Origin of the sequence: Isoptericola halotolerans (assembly GCF_013149785.1) — a bacterium.
In the GTDB taxonomy this organism is placed as follows: domain Bacteria; phylum Actinomycetota; class Actinomycetes; order Actinomycetales; family Cellulomonadaceae; genus Isoptericola; species Isoptericola halotolerans.
Genome location: NZ_JABEZU010000001.1, coordinates 657,912 through 680,335 on the forward strand (window position 1 = coordinate 657,912; position 22,424 = coordinate 680,335).

Annotated in this window: 18 protein-coding genes; 12 read left to right on the forward strand and 6 right to left on the reverse strand. The window is 74.0% G+C overall.

Translation table 11 applies throughout. From position 1 onward, the window contains the following. Positions 1-62 precede the first annotated feature (62 nt). The 6 genes from HDG69_RS03140 (at position 63) to HDG69_RS03165 (ending at position 4,735) form a co-directional block, all read left to right on the forward strand. Entirely contained in the window at positions 63-557 is a 495-nt protein-coding gene (locus HDG69_RS03140) for a MaoC family dehydratase (protein WP_171782306.1), read from the forward strand. After that, positions 554-1,423 (forward strand): aldolase/citrate lyase family protein, encoded by an 870-nt coding sequence (locus HDG69_RS03145; protein ID WP_171782307.1) that lies wholly within the window; start codon positions 554-556, stop codon positions 1,421-1,423. Before HDG69_RS03140 ends, HDG69_RS03145 begins: the two co-directional genes overlap by 4 nt. Before the next feature lie 51 nt (positions 1,424-1,474). After that, the gene (locus tag HDG69_RS03150) at positions 1,475-2,080 is read left to right on the forward strand and encodes a thymidine kinase (RefSeq protein WP_171782308.1); all 606 of its coding nucleotides are present in this window, start codon (positions 1,475-1,477) and stop codon (positions 2,078-2,080) included. Positions 2,081-2,168: 88 nt separating this feature from the next. Further along, a complete protein-coding gene (locus tag HDG69_RS03155) occupies positions 2,169-2,894 on the forward strand; it encodes a ThuA domain-containing protein (RefSeq protein WP_171782309.1) in 726 nt (241 codons plus the stop codon). Further along, positions 2,891-3,496 (forward strand): copper resistance protein CopC, encoded by a 606-nt coding sequence (locus HDG69_RS03160; RefSeq protein ID WP_171782310.1) that lies wholly within the window; start codon positions 2,891-2,893, stop codon positions 3,494-3,496. Before HDG69_RS03155 ends, HDG69_RS03160 begins: the two co-directional genes overlap by 4 nt. 75 nt (positions 3,497-3,571) lie before the next feature. Then, a complete protein-coding gene (locus HDG69_RS03165) occupies positions 3,572-4,735 on the forward strand; it encodes an MFS transporter (RefSeq protein WP_343036225.1) in 1,164 nt (387 codons plus the stop codon). Here the strand turns inward: HDG69_RS03165 and HDG69_RS03170 are convergent. Both HDG69_RS03170 and HDG69_RS03175 read right to left on the reverse strand, forming a co-directional pair. Continuing rightward, entirely contained in the window at positions 4,646-5,551 is a 906-nt protein-coding gene (locus tag HDG69_RS03170) for a helix-turn-helix transcriptional regulator (protein WP_246256155.1), read from the reverse strand. The two genes, HDG69_RS03165 and HDG69_RS03170, sit on opposite strands and share 90 nt — an antisense overlap. A 36-nt stretch (positions 5,552-5,587) precedes the next feature. After that, a complete protein-coding gene (locus HDG69_RS03175) occupies positions 5,588-6,067 on the reverse strand; it encodes a tRNA (cytidine(34)-2'-O)-methyltransferase (protein WP_171782312.1) in 480 nt (159 codons plus the stop codon). 93 nt (positions 6,068-6,160) lie between these two features. On the opposite strand from HDG69_RS03175, the gene HDG69_RS03180 reads away from it, so the two are divergent. From HDG69_RS03180 to trpS, 4 genes are all read left to right on the forward strand, one after another. Continuing rightward, positions 6,161-7,267, forward strand: a complete 1,107-nt coding sequence (locus HDG69_RS03180; protein WP_171782313.1) for an alcohol dehydrogenase family protein — start codon at positions 6,161-6,163, stop codon at positions 7,265-7,267. Further along, positions 7,257-8,306 carry a proline racemase family protein gene (locus HDG69_RS03185; RefSeq protein WP_171782314.1) on the forward strand — a complete coding sequence of 350 codons (1,050 nt, stop codon included), beginning with the start codon at positions 7,257-7,259 and terminating at the stop codon, positions 8,304-8,306. The genes HDG69_RS03180 and HDG69_RS03185 overlap by 11 nt, the downstream gene beginning before the upstream one ends. 53 nt (positions 8,307-8,359) lie before the next feature. After that, positions 8,360-9,574, forward strand: coding sequence for a hypothetical protein (locus HDG69_RS03190; protein ID WP_171782315.1), 1,215 nt, complete (start codon positions 8,360-8,362; stop codon positions 9,572-9,574). 173 nt (positions 9,575-9,747) lie between these two features. Continuing rightward, on the forward strand, positions 9,748-10,887 hold the full coding sequence (gene trpS / locus HDG69_RS03195; RefSeq protein WP_171782316.1) for a tryptophan--tRNA ligase: 1,140 nt from the start codon (positions 9,748-9,750) through the stop codon (positions 10,885-10,887). Positions 10,888-10,992: 105 nt separating this feature from the next. Here the strand turns inward: trpS and HDG69_RS03200 are convergent, their stop codons facing one another. Then, positions 10,993-12,921 carry a phosphoenolpyruvate carboxykinase (GTP) gene (locus tag HDG69_RS03200; protein ID WP_171782317.1) on the reverse strand — a complete coding sequence of 643 codons (1,929 nt, stop codon included), beginning with the start codon at positions 12,919-12,921 and terminating at the stop codon, positions 10,993-10,995. Between the two features lie 129 nt (positions 12,922-13,050). Between HDG69_RS03200 and HDG69_RS03205 the strand changes: the two genes are divergently transcribed. Then, a complete protein-coding gene (locus tag HDG69_RS03205) occupies positions 13,051-14,532 on the forward strand; it encodes an XRE family transcriptional regulator (RefSeq protein ID WP_171782318.1) in 1,482 nt (493 codons plus the stop codon). Next, a complete protein-coding gene (locus HDG69_RS03210; RefSeq protein WP_171782319.1) occupies positions 14,529-15,140 on the forward strand; it encodes a 4'-phosphopantetheinyl transferase family protein in 612 nt (203 codons plus the stop codon). The genes HDG69_RS03205 and HDG69_RS03210 overlap by 4 nt, the downstream gene beginning before the upstream one ends. Here the strand turns inward: HDG69_RS03210 and HDG69_RS03215 are convergent. The 3 genes from HDG69_RS03215 to HDG69_RS03225 all read right to left on the reverse strand — a co-directional run bounded on the left by HDG69_RS03215 (position 15,112) and on the right by HDG69_RS03225 (position 22,392). After that, the gene (locus HDG69_RS03215; RefSeq protein ID WP_171782320.1) at positions 15,112-16,476 is read right to left on the reverse strand and encodes a M1 family metallopeptidase; all 1,365 of its coding nucleotides are present in this window, start codon (positions 16,474-16,476) and stop codon (positions 15,112-15,114) included. The two genes, HDG69_RS03210 and HDG69_RS03215, sit on opposite strands and share 29 nt — an antisense overlap. A gap of 11 nt (positions 16,477-16,487) precedes the next feature. Beyond that, a complete protein-coding gene (locus HDG69_RS03220; protein ID WP_171782321.1) occupies positions 16,488-20,474 on the reverse strand; it encodes a Pls/PosA family non-ribosomal peptide synthetase in 3,987 nt (1,328 codons plus the stop codon). 124 nt (positions 20,475-20,598) lie between these two features. Beyond that, positions 20,599-22,392 carry an alpha/beta fold hydrolase gene (locus HDG69_RS03225; RefSeq protein WP_343036226.1) on the reverse strand — a complete coding sequence of 598 codons (1,794 nt, stop codon included), beginning with the start codon at positions 22,390-22,392 and terminating at the stop codon, positions 20,599-20,601. Positions 22,393-22,424 lie beyond the last annotated feature (32 nt).

A 22,424-nucleotide genomic window follows, 5' to 3' on the forward strand; every position in this document is an offset into this window, starting at 1 on the left:
GCCCGCTATGGGCCCGTACAGCGGGCCCAGGTTCCTGCTCGGCACCGGGGGGTGGAGGGGCGATGCGTGACGAGATCCAGCGCGGCCTCTACTACGACGAGCTCGACGACGGCGTGCGGTACGTGCACCGGCCCGGCCGCACCCTCACCGAGGCCGACAACACGCTGTTCACGTCGGTGACGATGAACCCGCAGGGCCTGCACCTGGACGCCGCATGGGCGGCCACCCAGCCGTTCGGGCGGCCGCTGATGAACTCCATGCTCACGCTCGCCACCCTGGTCGGGCTCAGCGTCGCCCACCTCACCAGAGGCACCATCGTGGCGAACCTCGGGTTCACCGAGGTGCGGTTCCCGGCCCCGATGTTCCCCGGCGACACCCTCTACGGGTCGACGACGGTGCGCGACCGCCGGCTCTCGGCCTCCCGGCCGGGCACGGGGATCGTCACGCTCGAGCACGTCGGCACCAACCAGGACGACGTCGAGGTCGCCCGGGCCGTGCGCACCGTCCTGATGTGGACCCGCGCCGGGCACGAGCAGGCCGGGAAGGACGAGCCGTGACCCCGGAGCCCTTCACCCTCGGACCGGCCCTGCTGTTCTGCCCGGCCGACCGCCCCGACCGGTTCGCCAAGGCGGCCGAGAGGGCCGACGGCGTGATCCTCGACCTGGAGGACGGCGTCGGACCGGCGTCGCGGGAGGCCGCCCGCCGGGCACTGCAAGAGCACCCCCTGGACCCCGCGCGGACCATCGTGCGGGTCAACGCCGTCGGCACCCCCGACCACGAGGCGGACCTGGCGGCGCTCGCCGGCACCGCCTACACGACCGTCATGCTGCCCAAGGCCGACGGCCGGTTCGTCGGTCCGCTGCTGCGGGCCGACGGCGCCCCCTACGCGGTGGTGGCCCTGTGCGAGACGGCCGCGGGGGTGCTCGCCGCCCCGGCGCTCGCCATGCGGCCCGACGTCGTCGCGCTGGCCTGGGGTGCCGAGGACCTGGTCGCCTCCCTCGGCGGCACGTCCAGCCGGCGAGCGGACGGCACCTACCGCGACGTCGCCCGGCACGCCCGGTCCGCCGTGCTGCTGGCCGCGGGGGCGGCGGGCAAGGCCGCCGTCGACGCCGTGCACGTGGACCTGGACGACCTCGACGGGGTGCGCGCCGAGGCCGAGGACGCCGCCGCGTGCGGGTTCACCGCCACGATGTGCGTCCACCCGCGGCACGCCGAGGCGGTCCGCGCGGCGTACGCACCCAGCGGCGAGGAGGTGGAGCGGGCCCGGCGCCTGCTCGACGGCGCCGGGGTGCCGCCCTCGGGCGGTGCGGTACCGGGCGGGGCGGCGCGCGTCGATGGGCAGATGGTCGACGAACCGCTGCTGCGGCACGCGCGCACGGTGCTCGAGCGGGCCGTGGCAGGAGGGGCCGTCGGCGAGCACTAAGGTGCTGTGCGGCGGGCGCCCGGTCCGCCGCGGACGGCAGGGAGGTGCCCGGTGGAGCTGTCGCTGGTGCTCGGCCCGATGAAGTCCGGCAAGTCGCTCGACCTCATCGCGCAGGTCGCCCCGCTGGCGTACTCGCGGCTGAGCTGCGCCGTCGTGCAGTCCGCCCGGCACGTGCGCGACGCGCAGATCGTCTCGCGCACGGGGGCCTCGCTGCCCACGATCAAGCTGGAGACGCTCGAACCGCTGCTGCACACGGACGAGGACGTCGTCGCGATCGACGAGGTCCACATGTTCACCCCCGCCGACGTCCGCGTCGTCGAGGAGCTGGTGCTGCGCGGCACCCGGGTCATCGCCTGCGGCATCGACCTCGACCATCGGGGCGAGCTGTTCGCGACGATCCGCGCCCTGCTGGAGCTCGGCCCCACGGATGTCCGGTACCGCCGAGCGGTGTGCGACCGGTGCCAGGACCTGCACGCGGCGTTCACGCAGGTGCTCAGCGGCGGGGTGCCGTTCCTCGAACCGCTCGGGGCCTCCGAGCCGTTGCCCGACGACGGCACCTTCACCTACGAGGCGCTGTGCCGCCGCTGCTTCGTGCTGCCGGAGACGGCGATCGTCACCGGCTCGCCCGGCGTGCCGCGGGCCACCGCGCAGCCGTAGCGGCTCCGCGGCACGGCCGCGAGAACGCCGCCGGCCCGGACCCGACCGCACCTCGGCCGACATCCTCACGACGTGGCACCATCGTGCCGTGACGACGACGCCTGAGCCCTCCGAGAACCCGTACCGCGTCCTGGTGCTCGCCGGTCGTGGCCGCTACGAGGACCCGTGGCACGACCACGCCGCGACGAGCCACCGCCTCGCCCTGGCGCTGGACGAGCTGGAGCTCGGGGGCAGGACCACCGACGTCGTCGTGCGATCCACCTTCCCCGACGCGCTCGACGACCTCGACGACGTCGACCTGCTGGTGGTCAACGCCGGCACCTCCTGGCCGGGTTTCCGCGAGGCGGGCATCGGGCCCGACGACGACGCGTGGGCGCCGTTCCACGCCCGGCTCGACGCCTGGGCACGGGACGACGGGCGGGTCCTCGCGGTGCACCAGTCGGCCAACACGTTCGACGACGCCCCGGGCTGGGAGGAGATCCTCGGGGGCCGTTGGGTGCCGGACACCTCGTACCACCCGCCGTTCCGCCGGACCGAGGTCACCCTGGCCACCGGCGGGCACCCGATCATCGCCGGGTCGCCCGGCTCGGTCGACCTCGACGACGAGCGGTACTGCGCGCTGCGGGTCGCGGCGTCGTCCGAGGTGCTCGGCTGGGTCCCTGACGACGACGGCGGGCGGCAGCCGGTCGTGTGGGCGACGGAGGAGCACGGGGGCCGCACGGTGTACAGCGGTCTCGGGCACGACGTGCGGGCCTACGACTCCCCGGGCTACCGGAACCTGCTGCTGCGCGCCGCCACCTGGTTGCTGGCGTGAGGGTTCGTGCCCTGATCTCCGGCGCCGTCGGCGTGGTCCTGGTCCTCGGGGTCGCGCCTCCTGCGTCGGCGCACAACTACGTGGTGAGCACGGACCCGGCCGAGGACGAGGACGCCACCACGGCCGTCGAGGAGGTCTCTGTCACGTTCAACGACGTGGTGCTCGACCTGGGCCGCGACGCCACCACGGTCGATGTCACGGGACCCGACGGCAGGCACCACGCCGTCGCCTGCCCCGAGCTGTCCGACGAGACGGTGTCCGTCCCGGTCGAGCTGGGCGGGCCGGGGGAGTACCGGGTCGCCTGGCGGATCGTCTCGGCCGACGGTCACCCGGTCTCGGGCGACTTCACCTTCACCTACACCCCTCCGTCGGGCACCGACGAGGCCGCGGGCGCCGCTGGACCCGTGTGCGCGCCGGCCGGAGCCGGCACGGGGGAGGCGGAGGACGCGCAGGGCGACCAGAGCACCTCCGGCTCCACCCCGCCGGCCGGCGTGCTGATCGCCGTCGCGGGCGGCACGGTCCTGCTGGGCGTCGCGGTCGTGCTCGCCCTCGTCGTGGCGGGCCGCCAGCACCGACGCCGACAGGACGGCGCCTCGGACTGACGGGTCCGGCATCCTGGTCAACTGGTCCCGGTGGACGATCAACTCCGTGGGACGGCGGCGGCACAGCATGGTCGGGTGACCACCTCGACACGTCCCCCGACCGCGCCGACGGCGAGAGCGACCTGGACCCCCGTCCTCTCCCTGACCTTCGGCATCACCATGCTGGTCTCCAGCGAGTTCCTGCCCGCCGGGGTGCTGCCCGGGCTGGCCGCCGACCTCGGCGTCACCGAGGGCACCGCCGGCCTGGCCGTCGCCGCGACCGCCGTGGCCGGGCTGCTCACCGCCCCCACCATCGCCGTGGTGGTGCCCCGTGCCGACCGCAGGACCGTGCTGTCCGCCCTGCTGGCGGTCGGCGCCGTGGCCAACCTCGTCGTCGCCGTCGCGCCGTCGTTCGGCGTGCTGCTGGCCGGCCGGCTCCTGCTGGGCGTCGCCGTCGCCGGCTACTGGGCCTTCGCGTTCGCGGCGGGCATCCGGGCCGTGCCGGGCCGCGCCGCCACCGTCTCGACCACCCTCGCCCTCGGCGTCAGCATCGCCACCATCGCCGGGGTGCCGCTGGGGTCGCTCCTGGGCGACGTGTTCGGCTGGCGGCTCGTGTTCGCCCTGGCCGCGCTGCTCACGGCCGCCAGCGCCGTCGCCGTGTGGATCTCGATGCCGAGCGTGCCCGCGCAGCCGGGTGCCGGCCTGGCGATGCTGCGCCAGGCCCTGGCGCACCGGCGGCTCATGCTCGGGATCGGGTTCCTCTTCGTGGCGGTGCTGGGCAACTTCGCGGCCTACCCGTTCATCCGCCTCGCCATCGAGAGGGTGGATGTCTCGGCGGTCGCGCTGCTGCTGCTCCTGTGGGGCCTCGGTGGCCTGGGCGGCAACCTCGCCGCGGGGGCTCTGTCCCGTCGGTTGCGGCTGGCCACGACGGCCGGACCGGCGCTGTTCGCGCTCGCGCTGGCCGTGCTGGCCGGGGCGGACACGTTGTGGGTGGCGGTGCCGGCGGTGATCCTGTGGGGCTTCGGGATGAACATGGTCCCGGTGTCGACCCAGCTCTGGGTGACGACGGCGGAGCCGCGGCGCACCGAGTCGGCGCTCGCGCTGCAGGTGACCGCGTTCCAGGCCGCGATCATGCTGGGGTCGGTCCTAGGGGGCCGGCTGCTCGACGGGTCAGGTCTGACGCCGGTGCTCCTGACCGGTGCGGTCCTCGCCCTCGTGGGTGCTGCGGGCTTCGCGAGCCTGCGCGGGCGGACGGGATGAGTGCGCACGCCAGCAGCGCGGCGTCATCCCGTGCACGCTCGTGAAGGCGCGGCTGAACGCGGCGACCGACCCGTAGCCGACGGCGAACGCGACGTGGGTGACCGAGCGGTCGTCGTCGGCGAGCAGCTGGCGGGAGCGGTGCATCCGTACCTGGCGGACGAACTGCAGGGGGCTGGTCCCCAGCGCCACCCGGAATCGCTCGCCGAGGCTGGAGCGGCTCAGGTGCGCGATCCGGGCGAGCTCCTCGAGCGTCCAGGAGCGGGCGGGGTCGTGGGAGACGGCGGCCACGACCCGTCCGAGCTCGGGGGCGAGGCTCTCGGGGGCGGGCGGGTCGTCGGCCAGCTCGCGGTGGTGCTTGCGCATGGCCGCGGCGATCAGCTCGCCGTAGCTCGTGGCGAAGTAGCTCAGGTGGTGGGCGGTGGACATCGGGCACATCTCGACCAGGGCGGTGATGCCGCGGTGCGTGGTGCCGAAGTCGCGCGCGACGAAGTGCTCGGGCAACGGTGGCTCGCCGCCCGACTGGCGGACGGACGCCAGGACGAGTCGCGTGGCTTCCGTGGTCCGCACCCGGTACGCGTGCGCCCGGCCGAGGAAGGCCGCGTCGCTCGCCGTGAGGACCTCGGTGGCCTGCCACGACTCGACGGCGAGCTCGCCGTCCAGGACCAGGAGCCAGGCGGACGGGCCGGGAAGGTGGACGGTGGTGCCCGCTCCGAGGTGCTCGACGCTCGACCCGGTCAGCTCCCAGCGGGCGGTACGCGGGTCGACGGCGGACGACGTGCCGCTCGGCGCGACGCGTGGGGGCTCCAGGACGACCATGACCGGCACAGCGCGACCCGGGCCGGGACTATTCCCTCAGGCTCCGGCGAACCCGGTCTGGCGCCAGGCCTCGTAGACGGCGATCGAGGCCGCGTTGGTCAGGTTCAGGGAGCGGCGTCCGGCCAGCATGGGGATCCGCAGCTGGTCGGTCACCCGCGGGTGCGCCAGGACGTCGTCGGGCAGGCCGGTGGGCTCCGGCCCGAAGAGCAGCACGTCGCCCGGCGTGTAGGTGACGGAGGTGTACGACGTCGTCGCCTGCGTGGTGAAGGCGAAGACGCGGGCGTCCGGCAGGGCATCGAGCACGGCGTCCAGCGACGTGTGCACGTCCATGAACGCCAGGTCGTGGTAGTCCAGCCCGGCCCGCTTGAGCTTGGCCTCGGACAGGTCGAAGCCGAGCGGCTCCACGAGGTGCAGGCGCGCGCCGGTCACCGCGGCGAGGCGGATCGCCGACCCGGTGTTCCCGGGGATGCGCGGCTCGAAGTACACGACGTGGACGAACGGGTCTGGCTGGGGCACGCCCACGATTCTCGCACCCGCGCCCGGGGGCTCCTGCGGCCGGACGGCGCGCCTCGTGCAGCAGGCGCGCTGCGCAGCCCCTAGCCTCGATGGATGGAACCCGTACCTGCACAGATGAAGGCGGTCCAGCTCGTCGGGCACGGCGGTCTGGAACAGCTGGTCTACCGGGAGATCCCCACCCCTGCCCCGGCTCGGGGGGAGGTGCTGATCGACGTGCACGCCTGCGGCATGAACAACACGGACGTCTGGGTGCGCGAGGGCGCCTACGGCACGGAGACCGACGCCGCGGAGGTGTCGACCTGGCGGCGCGGCCGCTCCACCCTGGAGTTCCCCCGCATCCAGGGGACCGACACCGTCGGGGTGATCGCCGCGGTCGGCGACGGCGTGCCGGCCGAGCGTGTCGGCGAGCGCGTCATGGTCGACTTCAGCATCTACAACAGGCCCGAGGGCGACGAGTCCCTGGCCGACATCGACTACATCGGCCACGGACGCGACGGCGGGTACGCCGAGTACGCCACGGTGCCCGCCGAGAACGCCTACGAGATCACGTCCGACATCAGCGACGCCGAGCTCGCCACGTTCTGCTGCGCCTACCTCACCGCGGAGCAGATGCTCGACCGCGCACGGCTGGCTTCCGGCGAGAACATCCTGGTCACGGGGGCCTCCGGCGGGGTGGGCTCGGCGATCGTGCAGCTCGCCCGGGTCCGCGGGGCGATCCCGTACGCGGTGACGAGCGCCGGCAAGGAGGACGCGCTGCGCGAGATCGGTGCCGAGGGTGTGATCCTGCGGGACACCGACGACCTCGTGGCCGCGACCGAACGCGTCGTCGACGGACCGGTCGACGTCGTGGCGGACCTGGTGGCCGGGCCGATGTTCAACGACCTGCTGCGGATCCTGCGACCCGAGGGCCGGTACACCACCGCCGGGGCGATCGGGGGCCCGGTGGTCGACCTCGACCTGCGCACCATGTACCTCAAGCAGCTCGAGCTGCACGGTTCCTCGCAAGGGACACGGACGGCCTTCCGCCGGCTGGTGCGCTACATCGAGAGCGGTGAGATCAAGCCGCTGCTGGACCGTGCCTTCCGGTTGTCCGAGTTCCACGAGGCGCAGCGCACCTTCATGGCCAAGACCTATGTCGGCAAGCTGGTCGTCGTCCCCGACCGGCACTGGGAGACGGTGGGAGCCGATCATGCATCGTGAGCGGACGCTGCACCTCATCGACACCCAGTCCGGCGGGGACGTCAGCCGGATCGTCACGGCCGGCGTCGAGCTCATCCCCGGGACGACCGTGCTGGAGAAGGCTCGATACCTGGAGCGCGAGGGTGACGGCCTGCGCCGCCTGCTGCTCTCGGAGCCCTACGGCGACCCCGCGATGTCGGTGGACCTCGTCGTGGAGCCGAGCCACCCCGAGGCACAGGCCGGCTACATCATCATGGAGGCGATGGGATACCCCCTGTACTCGGGGTCCAACACCATCTGCACCGCCACAGCCCTGCTGACCAGCGGCATGATCCCGATGCGCCCCGACGACGGGCTGCAGGCCGTGGTGCTGGAGTCCCCGGCCGGGCTGGCGCGCATCACCGCACAGATCGCCGGCGGCCGTGTCGAGTCGATCACCACCCAGGGCGAGCCGGCCTACGTGGCCGACGAAGGGCTCGTCGTCGACGTCCCGCACTACGGCGAGGTGCGGTTCGACCTGGTGTGGAGCGGTGCCTACTACGCGATGATCGAGGCTGCCGCCCACGGGTTCACCATCAACGCCGAGGAGCAGATCGCGCTGACGGCCTTCGGCGACGCCTTCGTCCGGGCCGCCCGCCCGGGGCTGCTGGAGGAGCACCCCGAGCTCGGTCACGTCGGCCCGCTGCCGTTCGCGCACTTCATGGGCCCGGTCCGCGGCGTGGGACCCGGCCACCTGGAGTCGCCGTCGGCGACCTACGTCCACCCCGGCGTGATCTGCCGCAGCCCCACGGGGACCGGCACCTCGGCACGGCTGGCGCTGATGGCTCAGCGCGGCGAGATCGCCGAGGGCGACGCGCTGGAGACGATCTCCCCGCGCGGCAGCCGGTTCGTCGGCACCGTGCTGGGGGAGGCGCACGTGGGCGCCTACCGGGCGCTGCACTCGACCATCACCGGGTCGGCCCGGCTGCTCGCGCACTCGCAGATCACGGTCGACCTGGACGACCCGCTCGTCGACGCCTCCGACCTGGAGCACGTGCTCGCGGTGCAGGAACCTGCCTGACGGCAGGTGCAACCCCCGCCTTCCCGTCCAGGGACGTGACAACATGCGGTGTGATGACCCGCACGGACCCCGGTGACGCCGCCCTGCACGACCTCACCGGCCGCGCCTCCACGATGCTCGGCGTCTCGTTGAGCCTGGTCGGTTCGCTCGGCGGCTCGCGGCGGTCCACCGTCGTGCGATACACCCGGCCCGGCGGCGACGCCGTCGTCGTCAAGCAGGTGCACGACGACGGCACGGAGGCCCGGGAGAGGTTCGTGCGGGAGGTCGTGGGGCTGAGGGTGCTCGACGGCGTCCCGCGGGCGCTGGCTCGCGACGACGACGCGATGGTCGTCGTCATGGATGACCTGGGTGACGGGCCGACGCTCGCCGACCTGCTGCTCGCCGACGATCGCGACACGGCCTGGGAGGGCACACGCGCATGGGCCCGCGCGCTCGGTGTGATGCTGGGACGGTCAGCTGGTCGACTCGGGGAAGCGCGGGAGCAGTTCGCGGCCGTGGGTGTGGACGCCCGCTGGTCGGCTCGCCACGTCGTGATCCGTGGCCTGTGCGTACTCACCGGGCGTGATCCGGACGATGTCCGCGCCGGTGACGCCGGCCTTGCCGACGAGCTGGCCCGCGTCGAGGCAGTCCTGCGGCCCAGTGCCTCCGACGTGCTCTCGCCGACCGACACCTGCCCCGACAACGCGATCCTGACGAGGGTCGGCTGGCGGTTCCTCGACCTCGAGGGCACCTCTGTCCAGCACGTGGCGCTCGACGCCGCGTACACACTGCTGCCCTTCGCGACCTGCTGGTGCGTCTACGACCCGCCCCCCGGCCTCACCGACGATCTGATCGGCACGTTCCGTGCCGGGCTCGGCGAGGCGGCCCCGGCACTGGCGGACTCACCCACCTGGGACGACGACGTCGACGCGGCCTGTGCAGGGTGGATCCTGGCTGCGACCGGCTGGATGGAACGCGGCGCGCAGGCGGGAGATCCGCACGTCGGATTCACCGACCAGGCGCCGCCGTACCGTGAGCTGCTGGTGAACCGCTGGCGCTGGGGCGCGGCCCACCTGGGGTACACGTTCCCGCGGCTGGCCGAGATGTTCGCCGACGCCGCCGAGCGCGCCGACGCCGCATGGGACGCACCACGCCTGGCCGGATACCCAGCGTTCGCCTCGTCACGGGTCGTCGGAGAGTCGTTCCGTCGTGCGTCGGGGCCAGGCTCCGATGTCGTGCGCGCCGACCTCGACGCCTACGTCGACCAGGGGATCGACCCTCGGACCTGATCCGCTAGCCTGGTCGCATGACGGGGCGTACCGACTGGTGGCGGCTGCAGCAGCAGTCGTGACCTGACGCGCCCCGAGCCCACGAGTCCCGAGCTGCCCGCCGCAGCCCGGGACTCGTCGCGTTGGTGCCGACGTCGGGCACCGGTGGCCGGCACCCACCGAAGGAGCCGACCATGAGCACCACCACGACCACCAGCCCCAGCCCCGTCGCTGCGCCAGCACCGGTGCCCGAGACCGACACCGAGACCGCCTCCGTCCGGGCGGCCCGCACCCGCAGCGCCGAGATCGAGCGGCGCATCGCACGCGACCCGAGCATGTTCCGGGTGCTCACCGGAGACCGCCCCACGGGCGCGCTGCACCTGGGCCACTACCTCGGCACGCTGGCCAACCGGGTGCGGCTGCAGGACGCCGGCGTGGACGTCGTCCTCGTCGTCGCCGACTACCAGGTCATCACCGACCGCGACGAGACCGGCAACCTGCCCGCCGTCGTGCGCGAGGTGGTGCTCGACTACCTCGCGGCCGGCATCGACCCGGGCCGGTCCACGGTGTTCGCCCACTCCTCGGTGGCGGCCCTGCACCAGCTCATGCTGCCGTTCCTGTCGCTGGTGACGGTGGCCGAGCTGGAGCGCAACCCGACGGTGAAGGCGGAGGCGGTGGATGCTGCCGGCCGGCAGGGGCGCGGCATGTCCGGGCTGCTGCTCACCTACCCGGTCCACCAGGCTGCCGACATCCTGGCGGTGCACGGCAACCTGGTGCCGGTGGGCGCCGACCAGCTGCCGCACCTGGAGACCTCGCGGACGGTCGCGCGGCGGTTCAACCAGCGGTTCAGCGCGGCGCAGCCGTACTTCGCCGAGCCGGAGCCGCTGCTCGCCGACACCCCGACGGTGCTGGGGAACGACGGCGCCAAGATGTCGAAGTCGCGGGGCAACGTGCTCGAGCTGCGGGCCGACGAGGACGAGACGGCCGCCTACCTGCGGCGGGCCCGGACCGACTCGCAGCGGCACATCACCTTTGAGCCGGACACCCGCCCGGAGGTGGCGAGCCTGCTGCGGCTGGGCGCGCACTTCGTCGGGACGACGCCGGAGGCCCTGGCGGACACGATCGGTGCGGCCGGCGCCGGGCGGCTCAAGGAGGTCGTCACCGAGGCGGTCGTCGAGGGGCTCCGCCCGCTCCGTGCCCGACGGCGGTCCCTGGCAGCGGACGGGCCCGCCGTCGTCGGCGAGGTGCTCGCGCGCGGGGCGCAGCGCGCGACGGTGCTCGCGGAGGGCACGCTCACCGACGTCCGCGAGCTCATGGGGATGACGTACCTCTGAGCCTTAGGTCGCCGAACATGCCCTGACGACGGCCGAACATGTGATGGCGGCCCGTCCCGGACTCGGGACGGGCCGCCATCACATGTTCGGCGACGGGGGGAGGGGTCAGCGGAGGCGGTCGGCGAGCCGGTCGAGCTGGTCACGCAGAGCCTGCGGGACACGGTCGCCGAAGGTGTCGAAGAACTCCTCCGTCAGCCGGGTCTCGGCCAGCCAAGCGTCGCCGGGCACGTCGAACAGGGCGGCCAGGTCCTCGTCGGCCAGGTCGAGCCCGCTGACGTCCAGCGCTCCCGGAGCCGGGAGGAGCCCGACGGGGGACGGGACGGCACCGGAGTCGGTGCGCACGCCCCGGGACCGGTCGATCTGCTCGGTGATCCACTTGACCACGCGGGAGTTCTCCCCGAACCCGGGCCAGATGAACGAACCCTCGGCGTCCTTGCGGAACCAGTTGACCTGGAAGACCTTCGGCCGGTGCTCGGAGGACAGCCCGCTGCCCACCCGCAGCCAGTGCGACCAGTGGTCGGCCATGTTGTAGCCGCAGAACGGCAGCATGGCGAAGGGGTCGCGACGCAGCTCGCCGACGGCACCCTCGGCCGCCGCCGTGCGCTCGGAGCTGATGGTCGCACCCATGAAGACGCCGTGCTCCCAGCTCGTCGCCTGGGCGACCAGCGGAACGTTCGACGCCCGGCGCCCACCGAAGACGATCGCGTCCACCGGCACGCCCGCCGGGTCCTCCCACCCGTCCGCGATGGACGGGCACTGTGCGGCGGCCACCGTGAACCGGGAGTTCGGGTGCGCGGCGGGCTTGTCGGAGGACGGCGTCCAGTCGTTGCCCTGCCAGTCGATCAGGTGCTCCGGCGGCTCCGCGGTGAGGCCCTCCCACCACACGTCGCCGTCGTCCGTCAGCGCGACGTTGGTGAAGATGACGTCGTGGGTGAGCGTCTCGATGGCGGTCGGGTTGGTCTCGACGCCCGTGCCCGGCGCGACGCCGAAGAACCCGGCCTCCGGGTTGATGGCGCGCAGCGAGCCGTCCTGGCCGGGGCGCATCCAGACGATGTCGTCGCCGATGGTCTCGACCGTCCACCCCGGCACGGTCGGCTGCAGCATGGCGAGGTTCGTCTTGCCGCACGCGCTGGGGAACGCGGCCGCCAGGTGGTACTGGCGCTGCTCGGGCGAGGTGACCCGGATGAGCAGCATGTGCTCGGCCAGCCAGCCCTCGTCGCGGGCCATCGCCGAGGCGATGCGCAGCGCGAAGCACTTCTTGCCGAGCAGCGCGTTGCCGCCGTACCCGGAGCCGTAGGACCAGATCTCCCGGCTCTCGGGGTAGTGGACGATGTACTTCTCGTCGTTGCACGGCCACGCGACGTCCTCGTGCCGCGTGCCGTCGTCCTCGACGAGCGGTGCGCCCACCGAGTGCACCGCGGGCACCCACTGCCGGCCACCGTCGATGAGGTCGAGCACCTCGCTCGAGACCCGCGTCATGACGTGCATGGAGACGACGACGTAGGGCGAGTCGGTGACCTCGATGCCGACCTGGGAGATCGGACCCCCGACGGGACCCATGGAGAACGGCACCACGTACATCGTGCGGCCCCGCATCGAGCCCTCGAAGACGCCGTCCAGCTCGGCACGCATCTCGGCCGGGTCCCGCCAGTTGTTCGTGGGGCCGGCGTCGCCCTCGCGCTCGGAGCAGATGAACGTGCGGGACTCGACGCGGGCGACGTCCGACGGGTTCGACCGGGCGAGGTAGGAGTTCGGTCGCCTCTCCTCGTTCAGCCTGGTCAGCGTGCCGGCCTCGACCATGCCGTCGATCAGCCGCTGCTTCTCCTCGGCGGACCCGTCGCACCACACGACGTCGTCCGGCTGGGTCAGCTCGGCGATCTCGGCGACCCAGGCGTGGGGGTCGCGGGTCGGCACGCTGCCCGACGGCGTCGCCGCGGTCGTGGGGTACCCGGCGGCGTCGGTGCGGTCCAGCAGGTCGGGGACGATCTCGGCGAGCGCGAGGCGGGTCCGGCGGGGATTGGCGGTGAAGGTCATCGGTGCTCCTGGATCGACGCGGGTCCCGCCCGGGGGGCGAGGTCTCTGTTCTCACCCTGGACCCGAACAGGCGGCCCTTTCCACCAAGTCGGCCGTGAAGATTCGCAGATCTTCACGTAACGTGAAGCCATGACCGTAGCAACGCCGTCGGACACCCCGGACCTCATCACCCTGGGCCGGCGCATCCGGCACGCCCGCACCTCCCGCGGGCTCACGTTGGACGGCCTGGGCCGGTCGGTGGACTGCGCACCCAGCCTGCTCTCGCTGATCGAGAACGGGCGCCGTGAGCCACGGCTCTCGCTGCTGCGTGCGCTCGCCGAGGCGCTCGGCGTGACCCTGGCCGACCTGCTCGCCGACGAGCCGCCGTCGCGTCGCGCCGAGCTCGAGATCGCCCTGGAGCGGGCTCAGCGCGGTCCCCTCTTCGGTGCGCTCGGGCTGCCGGCGGTCCGGCCGAGCCAGAAGCTGCCCGTCCCGGTGCTCGAGCAGCTCGTCGGCCTGCACGTCGAGCTCGCCCGGCGGGAGGAGGAGGCCATCGCCACGCCCGAGGAGGCCCGGCGCGCCAACACCGTGCTGCGCACGGAGCGCCAGGAGCGTGACAACCACATGCCGCAGATCGAGGCGGTGGCCCACGACATGACGCGCCGCGCCGGCTACACCGGGGGAGCGCTGACCCACCGGACCGTGGCCCGCATCGCCGAGGACCTGGGGCTGACGATCCTGCACGTGGACGACCTGCCGCGCTCCGCGCGCTCGGTGACCGACTGGAAGAACGGCCGCATCTACCTTCCGCCGGCCTCGATCCCCGGGGGTCACGGGCTGCGATCTCTCGCGCTGCAGGCGATCGGGCACCGCGTGCTCGGCCACGAGCGTCCCCGGTCCTACGGCGAGTTCCTGCGTCAGCGCGTCGAGATCACCTACTTCGCCGCGGCCTGCCTGATCCCGGAACCCGCTGCGGTGGAGTTCCTGACCCAGCGCAAGCGCCAGAAGGACCTCGCGGTGGAGGACTTCCGGGACGCGTTCGGCGTCACCCACGAGGCCGCCGCGATGCGCCTGACGAACCTCGCCACGGTGCACCTGGGCATCCCCCTGCACTTCCTGCGGGTGGGCGACGACGGCGCCCTGTTCCGCGGGTACGCCAACGACGGCATCCCGTTGCCCCAGGACGTCACCGGCGCCATCGAGGGGCAGCTGGTGTGCCGGTGGTGGCCGGCGCGCGAGGCGTTCCGCCGACGGGACCGCGCCACGGAGTCCTACCAGTACACCGACACGCCGGCGGGGACCTTCTGGGACTCGGTGCAGACGGGGACGGCGGCGGACGGCCGGCAGTTCTCCATCACGGTCGGCGTGCCGTACGTGCACGCGAAGTGGTTCCGGGGCCGCGACACGCAGGTGCGCCACACCTCGACGTGCCCGGACCCCGCCTGCTGCCAGCGGCCGCCGTCGGACCTCACCGAACGCTGGCAGGCGCACTCCTGGCCGAGCGCCCGCATGCACCAGCAGGTGCTCGCGGCCCTGCCGCGCGGGGTGTTCCCCGGGGTGGACGACACGGACGTCTACCGTTTCCTGGAGCGGCACGCCCCGGCGGACGACGACGGGCGACCGGCGGGATGAGCACGCTGCTCGTCCGGGTCGCGGCCCTGCCGGGAGGGCGGACCTCGCCGGCCTACCGGGACGTCCGCACGGCGCTGCTGGACAGCGTCCTCACCGCGGCCGGCCTCGACCTCGGTGGGGCGGTCGCCGTCCTGCGGCGTCGCTGCCTCACGTGCGGCGGGACCGATCACGGCAAGCCCGAGGTCCCGGCGGCGCTGGCGGCGGGCTGGCACATCGGCGTGGCGCACACCGCGACCCGGGTGGTCGTGGCGGCGTCCGGTGCCGGTCCGTGCGGTGTCGACGTCGAGGACGTCGACGCGGTCGCCCGGGCGCCCGTGGCGCCGGTGCTGCTCGCGCCCGAGGAGCGGGCGGACGCCGGTGCGGAGTCGGTAGAACGGCTCGCGCGGACCTGGGTCCGCAAGGAGGCGCTCCTGAAGGCCGTGGGCCACGGGCTGGCCGTGGACCCCGCGTCGGTGGTCCTCGACGGCGAGCAGCGTGCTCCGCGGGTCGTGCGCTGGGCGGGTCCCGGTCGTGCGCCGGTGCCGGCGGCCTGGGTGGAGGACGACCTGCCCGCGACCCTGGGCGTGCCGCGCGCGCTGGTCAGCGCCGTCGCGCTGCGCGCGCCCTGAGACCGGCGCCGCGGGAGCCGGGTTCCCCGCCCGACGGCAGGTCCGGCAGCTCGGCGTCGTCGAGCCAGCGGTCCAGCAGCTCGTCGAGGCCGTCCGGGGCCGCCGCCACCTCGAGCACCAGCGACCGCAGGTCCGCCGTCGTGGCGTGGCCGTGCCGGTGCCGACCGGTCCAGGTCTGCAGGAGCTCGAAGAAGGCGTCGTCGCCGAGCGTCAGGCGCAGCGCGTGCAGCGTGAGCGCCCCGCGCTTGTACAGCCGGTCGTCGAACATGAGGTCGGGCCCCGGGTCGGCGATGACCAGGTCCTGCTCGAGCACGGCGAGCCGGCCGTGGTGCTCGCGGGCGACCTGGTCCGCCGTCGGGCCTCCCGACCCCTCCGACCACAGCCACTCCGCGTAGCAGGCGAACCCCTCGTTGAGCCAGATGTCGCGCCACGCCCGCACCGAGACGCTGTTGCCGAACCACTGGTGGGCGAGCTCGTGGGCGACGAGGCGGTCGGAGCCCTTGCTCCCGTCCAGGTGGTTCGCGCCGAACACCGAGACCCCGTGCGCCTCGAGCGGGATCTCGAGCGGGTCGGACGTGACCACGACCGTGTACTCGGCGAACGGGTACGGCCCGAAGAGGCCCTCGAACAGGGAGAAGAGCTCGTCGTGCCGATCCAGGTCGTGCGCGACGTCGGCGGCCTGGCCCGCAGGCCGGGCCACGCGGGCACGGTCGCCCAGGGCCGCGACGTCGTACGGGCCCACCTGCACCGTGGCGAGGTAGGAGCACATCGGCTCGGTGCGCTCGAACGTCCAGGTGCGGGTCCCGGCCCGGCGGGTGACCGTGCGGAGGGGCGCGTTGGCGACCACGGTGTACGGGGCGTCGGTCGTGACCGACAGGTCGTACGTCGCCTTGTACCCGGGGTGGTCGTTGCAGGGGAACCAGGTGGGCGCACCCGTGGGCTGCCCGGCGACGAGCGCTCCCTCGGTCAGCTCCTCCCAGCCGACGTCGCCCCAGGGACCCGTGGCCGGTGCCGGGTTCCCGGCGTAGGCGACGGACACCGCTGCGGTGCCTCCGGCCTCCAGGGCGTCGGCGAGGCGGACCCGGACGGAGCCCTTGCGCTGGGAGTGGCGGACGCGGACCCCGTCGACCTCGACGCGGGAGACGCGCAGGCCCACGAGGTCGAGCTGCAGCTCGTCGAGCGCGCCGAGTGCGCGCACGGCCAGGCGGGCGCGGCCCTCGAGCCGGTTCGGTTCCACGCGGTAGCGCAGATCCAGGTCGTAGTGGTCGACGACGTAGTCGCGCGACCCGTGGTGCGGCACGTAGGGGTCGGGGTCGCTCGCGCGGCTGTGCAGCATGGTCGGTGAGCCTATCCGTCCTGGGTCGCCGGCCACGGCGAGACCGGGTTGCCGTGCCAGCGCGAGCCCGCGGGAAGCACCTCGCCCCGCATCACCAGGGATGCGGGGCCCGCCACGGCCGTGCGTCCCAGGCGGGTGGCGGGCAGCACCACCGAGTGCGGCCCGACGGTCGCGCCGGGCAGGAGCTCGACCGTGTCCAGGCTCATCACCCGGTCGTGGAACAGGTGGGTCTGCAGCACGGTGCCGCGGCCGACGACGGAGCCGTCGCCGAGGCGTACCAGGTCGCCCTCGGGCAGCCAGTACGTCTCGCACCACACGCCGCGGCCCACCTGCACGCCCATGGTGCGCAGCCAGCCGGTGAGCAGCGAGGTACCCGTGACGTGGTTCGCGAACCACGGGGCGGCCACCACCTCGGTGAAGGTGTCGGCGAGCTCGTTGCGCCACACGAAGCTGCTCCACAGCGGATGGTCGCCGGCCCGGAACCGGCCGACCAGCAGCCACTTGGCGGCCGACGTCAGGAGGGCGGCGAGGAGGCCCCCGGCGAGCAGCGCCGGCCCGGCCAGAAGGCCCGCCGCCCCCCAGCCCGCGGCGCGGGCCGCCTCGAGCACGACGGTCACGACCGCGGCGGCGAGCCCGGCCGAGACGACCACGGCCGACAGCCGGAGCACCTCGACGGCACCGCGAGCCCACAGCAGCCGTCGGTTCGGGTTGAAGGTCAGCCCTTCGTCGGACTCGTCGGCCGTCGCGCGGCGCAGCAGGACCGGGGGGCTGCCGATCCAGGAAGAGCCCTTGCGCGCCTTGTGCGGTGCAGCGGACAGGACGGCGACGAGCCCGTTCTTGGGCACGCTGCGGCCGGGCGCGGTGATGCCGGAGTTGCCGAGGAACGCTCTGCGCCCGACCTTGGCACGGGCCACGCGCATCCATCCGCCACCCAGCTCGTAGGGCGCCACCATGGTGTCGTCGGCGAGGAAGGCGCCGTCGGAGGCCTCCATCATCGACGGGATCCCCACGACGGTCGACGCCTCGACGTGCTTGCCCATCCGGGCGCCGAGCAGGCGCAACCACCCCGGTGTGAACACGCTCGAGTAGAGCGGGAAGAGCGCGGTGCGGGCCGAGTCCATGACGCGCTCGGTGGACCACGCCTGCCAGCCGACGCGGCTGCGCACGGGATGGTATCCCGCGGTCATGCCCAGGCTGAGGACGCGGACGAGCGCGAGCGTGAGCAGCGCGTAGGTCGCGAACGCCGCGAGAGCTGCGGCCGGGAGCCGGGCGGCGGCGGCCACCATCACGTCCGCCGGCGTGGGCGTACCGGCCGGCGGGGGGCCCGCGAGCAGCACGAGCGCCCCGACGGTGACGGCGGCCACGGGCAGCAGGGACAGCAGGACACCGCCCACGCCGTAGAGGACCACCCAGGCCGGGCCCCGGTCCGGGCGCCCGTCCGGCCACGGGTGCTTGACCTGGCTGCGGCGGCGGGTCGCGGGCGATCCCTCCCAGTACTCGTTGCGGCCCGTGGAGCCGACGACGGCGGACCCGGCCGCCACGTCGGTGCCACGGCGGACACGTGCCCCCGGCAGCAGGACGCTGCGCGCGCCGATGGTGGCGCCGCGGCCGATGGTGATCGGGCCGAGGTGGAGCACGTCGCCCTCGATCCAGTGCCCGGAGAGGTCGACCTCCGGCTCGACGGCGGCGCCGTCACCGATCCGCAGCATGCCGGTGACCGGCGGCAGGGTGTGCAGGTCGACACCGCGGCCGATGCGCGCGCCCAGGGCCCGGGCGTAGAGACCCACGAGCGGGGCGGCCGAGACCGTGATGCCGCCGAGGGCGTCGACGAGCCGTTCGGCCAGCCAGAGTCGTCGGTGCACCGAGCCCCCTCGGGGGTGGTCCCCGGCACGCACGCCACGCAGCAGGACCCGGGCCCCGAGGGCGGCGAGGGCCAACCGGCCCAGCGGCGTCACGAGCAGCAACCAGGCGAGGATCACGCCGGCCGCGGGCACAGCCGGGACACCGTCCACCATCCGCGCGGTACCGGACCCGGGATCGAGGACCCCGACGTCGACGGCGCCCCGGGTGGCGACCACGGCCAGCGCGGTCCAGGTGGCCCAGCGCAGGCCCGAGACCACTCGGAGCGCCACGAGCATCACCTGCTGGAAAAGGTGCGTGCCGGGCGCCGTCAAGGGGACCGGCGCGGTGGGGTCCGCGGCCGGTTCGAGGTCGGCGAGCCCGTACGTCGCCTCGAGATGCTCGGCGAGCTCGGCGACGGTGGGGTGGGCGTAGAGGTCGGCGACCGTGGCGGCGGGGTAGCGCTCGCGGACGGACGAGACGACCTGGGCGGCCGTGAGGCTTCCACCACCGAGGTCGAAGAAGTCGTCGTCGGGGTTCGCGGGAGCGACGCCGAGCACCGCCGACCAGCGATCGGCGAGCCAGACGGCGGTCGGCCCGCCGAGGTCGGAGCCGCTGTCGGGTGGCGTTCCCCCGCCTGGTTCGACGAGCGGCCAGGGCAGTGCGTCGCGGTCGACCTTGCCGCTGGTGCGGGTCGGGATCTCGTCGACGACGCCGAGCAGCGGAACGAGCGCCGCGGGGAGCACGTCGCGCAGGTGGGCGGTCAGGGCGTGGGCGTCGAAGGTGGCCGGGTCGGTCGGCACGACGTAGCCCACGATCACCTGGTTGCCGGCACCGGACCGGCGGACGGCGGCGGCCGCGGCCGAGACCTGCGGGTCGGCGAGCAGGGCGGCGTCGATCTCTCCCAGCTCGATGCGCCGGCCGCCGACCTTGACCTGGTCGTCGGCGCGTCCCACGAACAGCAGCCCGGCCGGGTCGTTGACCACCAGGTCGCCCGACCGGTACGCGCGCTCCCAGCCGAGCGAGGGCAGCGGGGCGTACTTCTCGGCGTCCTTGACGGGGTCGAGGTAGCGGCCGAGCCCGACGCCGCCGATCACGAGCTCACCGGTCGCGCCCGCGGGGACGGGCTCCCCGGCGTCGTCCACCACGACGAGGTCCCAGCCCTCGAGCGGGAGGCCGATCCGGATCTCGCCCGTCCCGTCGAGCGGCGCCGCGCAGGCCACGACGGTCGCCTCGGTGGGGCCGTAGGTGTTCCACACCTCGCGGTCCGGCCCGACGAGCCGTGCCGCCAGCTCGGGCGGCACGGCCTCGCCGCCGAAGATGAGCAGCCGGACCCGTTCCAGGTCGGAGGCGGGCAGCAGCCCGGCGAGCGTGGGGACGGTCGAGATCACGGTGATGCCCCGGTCGGCGACCCACGGACCCAGGTCGAGCCCGGTGCGCACCAGCGCGCGGTCGGCCGGGACGAGGCAGGCGCCGTGGCGCCATGCCAGCCACATCTCCTCGCAGCTCGCGTCGAACGCCACGGACAGGCCCGCCAGCACGCGGTCGCCCGGGCCCAGCGGTGCCTGCTGCAGGAAGAGGCGGGCCTCGGCGTCGACGAAGGCGGCCGCGCTGCGGTGGGTGACGGCCACGCCCTTCGGGACGCCGGTCGACCCGGAGGTGAAGATGATCCAGGCGTCGTCCTCGGGTCGGGGCGGTGCAGGGGCGTCGGTGCTCGCGAGGTCGTCGGGGTCGACGACGGCGGCAGCGCCGTCCGGGAGGGCATGGCCCGGCCCGGGGACGACCTCGCCGTCGTCGCCCACCACGGCGACGACCCCGGCCTCGCCGAAGACGAGCTCGGCTCGTTCGGCCGGGTCGTCGCGGTCGACGGGCACGTAGGCGGCACCGGCGTGCAGGACCGCGAGGATCGACAGGTAGAGGTCCGCACGGCCGGACGTGGCACGCACGCCGACGCGATCTCCGCGCCGGACGCCGTGACGGGCCAGCGCCGTCGCCCGCGACCGCACCTCCGCGTGGAGGTCGGTGTAGCTCCAGGTCCTGGCGTCGTCCTCGATGGCCGGGGCGTCCGGGTAGGTGGCGGCGGTGCTCGCCAGGACGTCGACGAGGGTACGGACGGAGGGTGTGCGGTCGCTCGCGAGCAGGGACGAGGTCGGGGACACACGGGTCCTCTCGAGGTGGCCGAACGGGTGCGCCTTCACCCGGATCGTATGTTCCGGCGTCGCGCACCGCTCGTCGTGTCCGCGGGCGCCGTGCGTCGAGCCTCGGCCCTCGTGCGGCGCGTGCTCAGTCGTCCGTGCGGTGCTCCCACGCGTCGAGGCGCACCGTCCAGGGCCAGGGCAGGGCCGCCTGGAGCGCGTCGCGCAGCCGCTCGCCCTCGGCCCGGTGCTCGCCTGCCACGGCGGCGTCGTCCCAGCCGTCGAACGGGCCGAAGTGCTCCTGGAACGTCTCCGCCCAGGCGCGGAGCCGGGAGCGCAGCGTGTCGTCGATGCCGTCCTCGATGCGCGCCGGGAGGCTCGACCACAGCGGCCACTCGGCGGAGTAGTCGTTCATCAGTCGGACCTCGTACGCCGCGTGCGGCGACGGAGGCTCCGCGGGGCTCTCGGCAGAGAGGTCGGTGCCGACGCCCGGGCTGTCGCCGACGGGGTCCGCGCTGTCCGCGGACGACTCGTCGGCGGACCCCACGCCGTCGGGGGCGAACACCTCGCCCGACTGCGGTGCGTAGGCGAACCACCCGAAGGACGCGCTTCCGGCACCTGGCTCGGCGAGCGGCCCGCCGCGCGCGTCGAGCCGCTCCAGCAGGCGGGCGAAGACGTCGCCGGCGCGCAGGCCGTCGTGCTCGAACTCGTTGGTCACCCAGGCGCGGGCGTTGCCCACCCGGGCCGTGGTGTCCAGGGAGAGGCCGGCGTCGACGAACATGTCGTCGTGGTAGACCGCCGCCTCGAGCGGCACCTCGTTCGCGGCGAGCACGTCGAGGTCGTACAGGTCGCGCCAGCCGTCGCGGGCGGCCAGCGCCTCCGCGGCCGCGCGGAACGGCCGCAGGGCGGCGACCTGCTCGAACATCCAGGGGTAGATCATCTCGCCGGTGAGGAGCAGCGGCCGGGCGCCGGTGGCGAAGGAGGGGTCGGCGTCGCGCACCCGCTGCGCCGCCCACGCCGTCGGCCCGGTGCTGGACTGGGCGTAGATGGACTCGTGCAGCACGGCGTACAGCGGGTTGGTGGCGAAGCCGGTGGCGGCCTCGACCTCGGCGAGGAAGGTGTCGGTGAGGGTGTCGGCGGCGCCTGCTCCAGGCAGGTCGTCGAACGCCTCGTCGATGATCCAGTGCACCCGTTCGAACCCAGGCCCCATGCCGAACGCCATGCCGAGGCTCTGGAAGCGCTCGACGGTGAGCAGGTCGCCACCGGGCAGGTGCACGTCGCCGACGGCGATCCGGTCGGCGATCCGGGCGATGCGGTCGGCGTCCTGCGGGTACCGCGCCCGGTACAGCGCGTTCTTCGCGACGACGCGCGGCTGCGTGCGCCCGTAGACGTCGTCGGCGCTCGCGGTCAGGCCGGCCAGCCCGCCGGTGACGTACGACGCCGCCACGCCCTCGGGGGCGAGCGACAGGTAGGTGAGCGTGAGGAACCCGCCGTACGACTGGCCGAGCGTGGACCAGCGCCGGTCGTCGTACAGGGTCCTGCGCACGTGCTCGGCGTCGAGCACGATCGAGTCGGCGCGGAAGTGCGACAGGTGCTCGGCCTGGGCCTCGGCGGTGCCGAGCGCGGCGAGCGTGCCTGCCCGGACCGCTGTCGACCGCCCCGTGCCGCGCTGGTCGAGAAGCACCACGCGGAACCGTTCGAGCGCCTTGCCGAGCCAACCCTCGGGTCCGGTGGGGCGCGGCCCCTTCCCGCCGGGGCCGCCCTGGAGGAAGACCAGCAGGGGTAGGTCGTCGTGACGGCGCTGCGGGGCGACGACCTCGCGGACGAACAGCGAGAGCGTACGGTCGTCGCCGGGCGTCGCCCAGTCGAGGGGGACCGTGAGGGTGCGGTCGGTGACGTGGGCGCCGGGGATCGTGTACCCGGCGGTCGAGGTGATGGTCACGGAAGCAGCCTAAGCCCGGCTTGAGTTCTTGG

Bases quoted from the DNA above. Each gene is read 5' to 3' on its own strand.
- HDG69_RS03140 (WP_171782306.1), top strand. From the start codon at position 63: ATGCGTGACGAGATCCAGCGCGGCCTCTACTACGACGAGCTCGACGAC.
- HDG69_RS03170 (WP_246256155.1), bottom strand. From the start codon at position 5,551: ATGGTCGTCCTGGAGCCCCCACGCGTCGCGCCGAGCGGCACGTCGTCC.
- HDG69_RS03180 (WP_171782313.1), top strand. From the start codon at position 6,161: ATGGAACCCGTACCTGCACAGATGAAGGCGGTCCAGCTCGTCGGGCAC.
- HDG69_RS03185 (WP_171782314.1), top strand. From the start codon at position 7,257: ATGCATCGTGAGCGGACGCTGCACCTCATCGACACCCAGTCCGGCGGG.
- HDG69_RS03190 (WP_171782315.1), top strand. From the start codon at position 8,360: ATGACCCGCACGGACCCCGGTGACGCCGCCCTGCACGACCTCACCGGC.
- trpS (WP_171782316.1), top strand. From the start codon at position 9,748: ATGAGCACCACCACGACCACCAGCCCCAGCCCCGTCGCTGCGCCAGCA.
- HDG69_RS03200 (WP_171782317.1), bottom strand. From the start codon at position 12,921: ATGACCTTCACCGCCAATCCCCGCCGGACCCGCCTCGCGCTCGCCGAG.
- HDG69_RS03205 (WP_171782318.1), top strand. From the start codon at position 13,051: ATGACCGTAGCAACGCCGTCGGACACCCCGGACCTCATCACCCTGGGC.
- HDG69_RS03210 (WP_171782319.1), top strand. From the start codon at position 14,529: ATGAGCACGCTGCTCGTCCGGGTCGCGGCCCTGCCGGGAGGGCGGACC.
- HDG69_RS03215 (WP_171782320.1), bottom strand. From the start codon at position 16,476: ATGCTGCACAGCCGCGCGAGCGACCCCGACCCCTACGTGCCGCACCAC.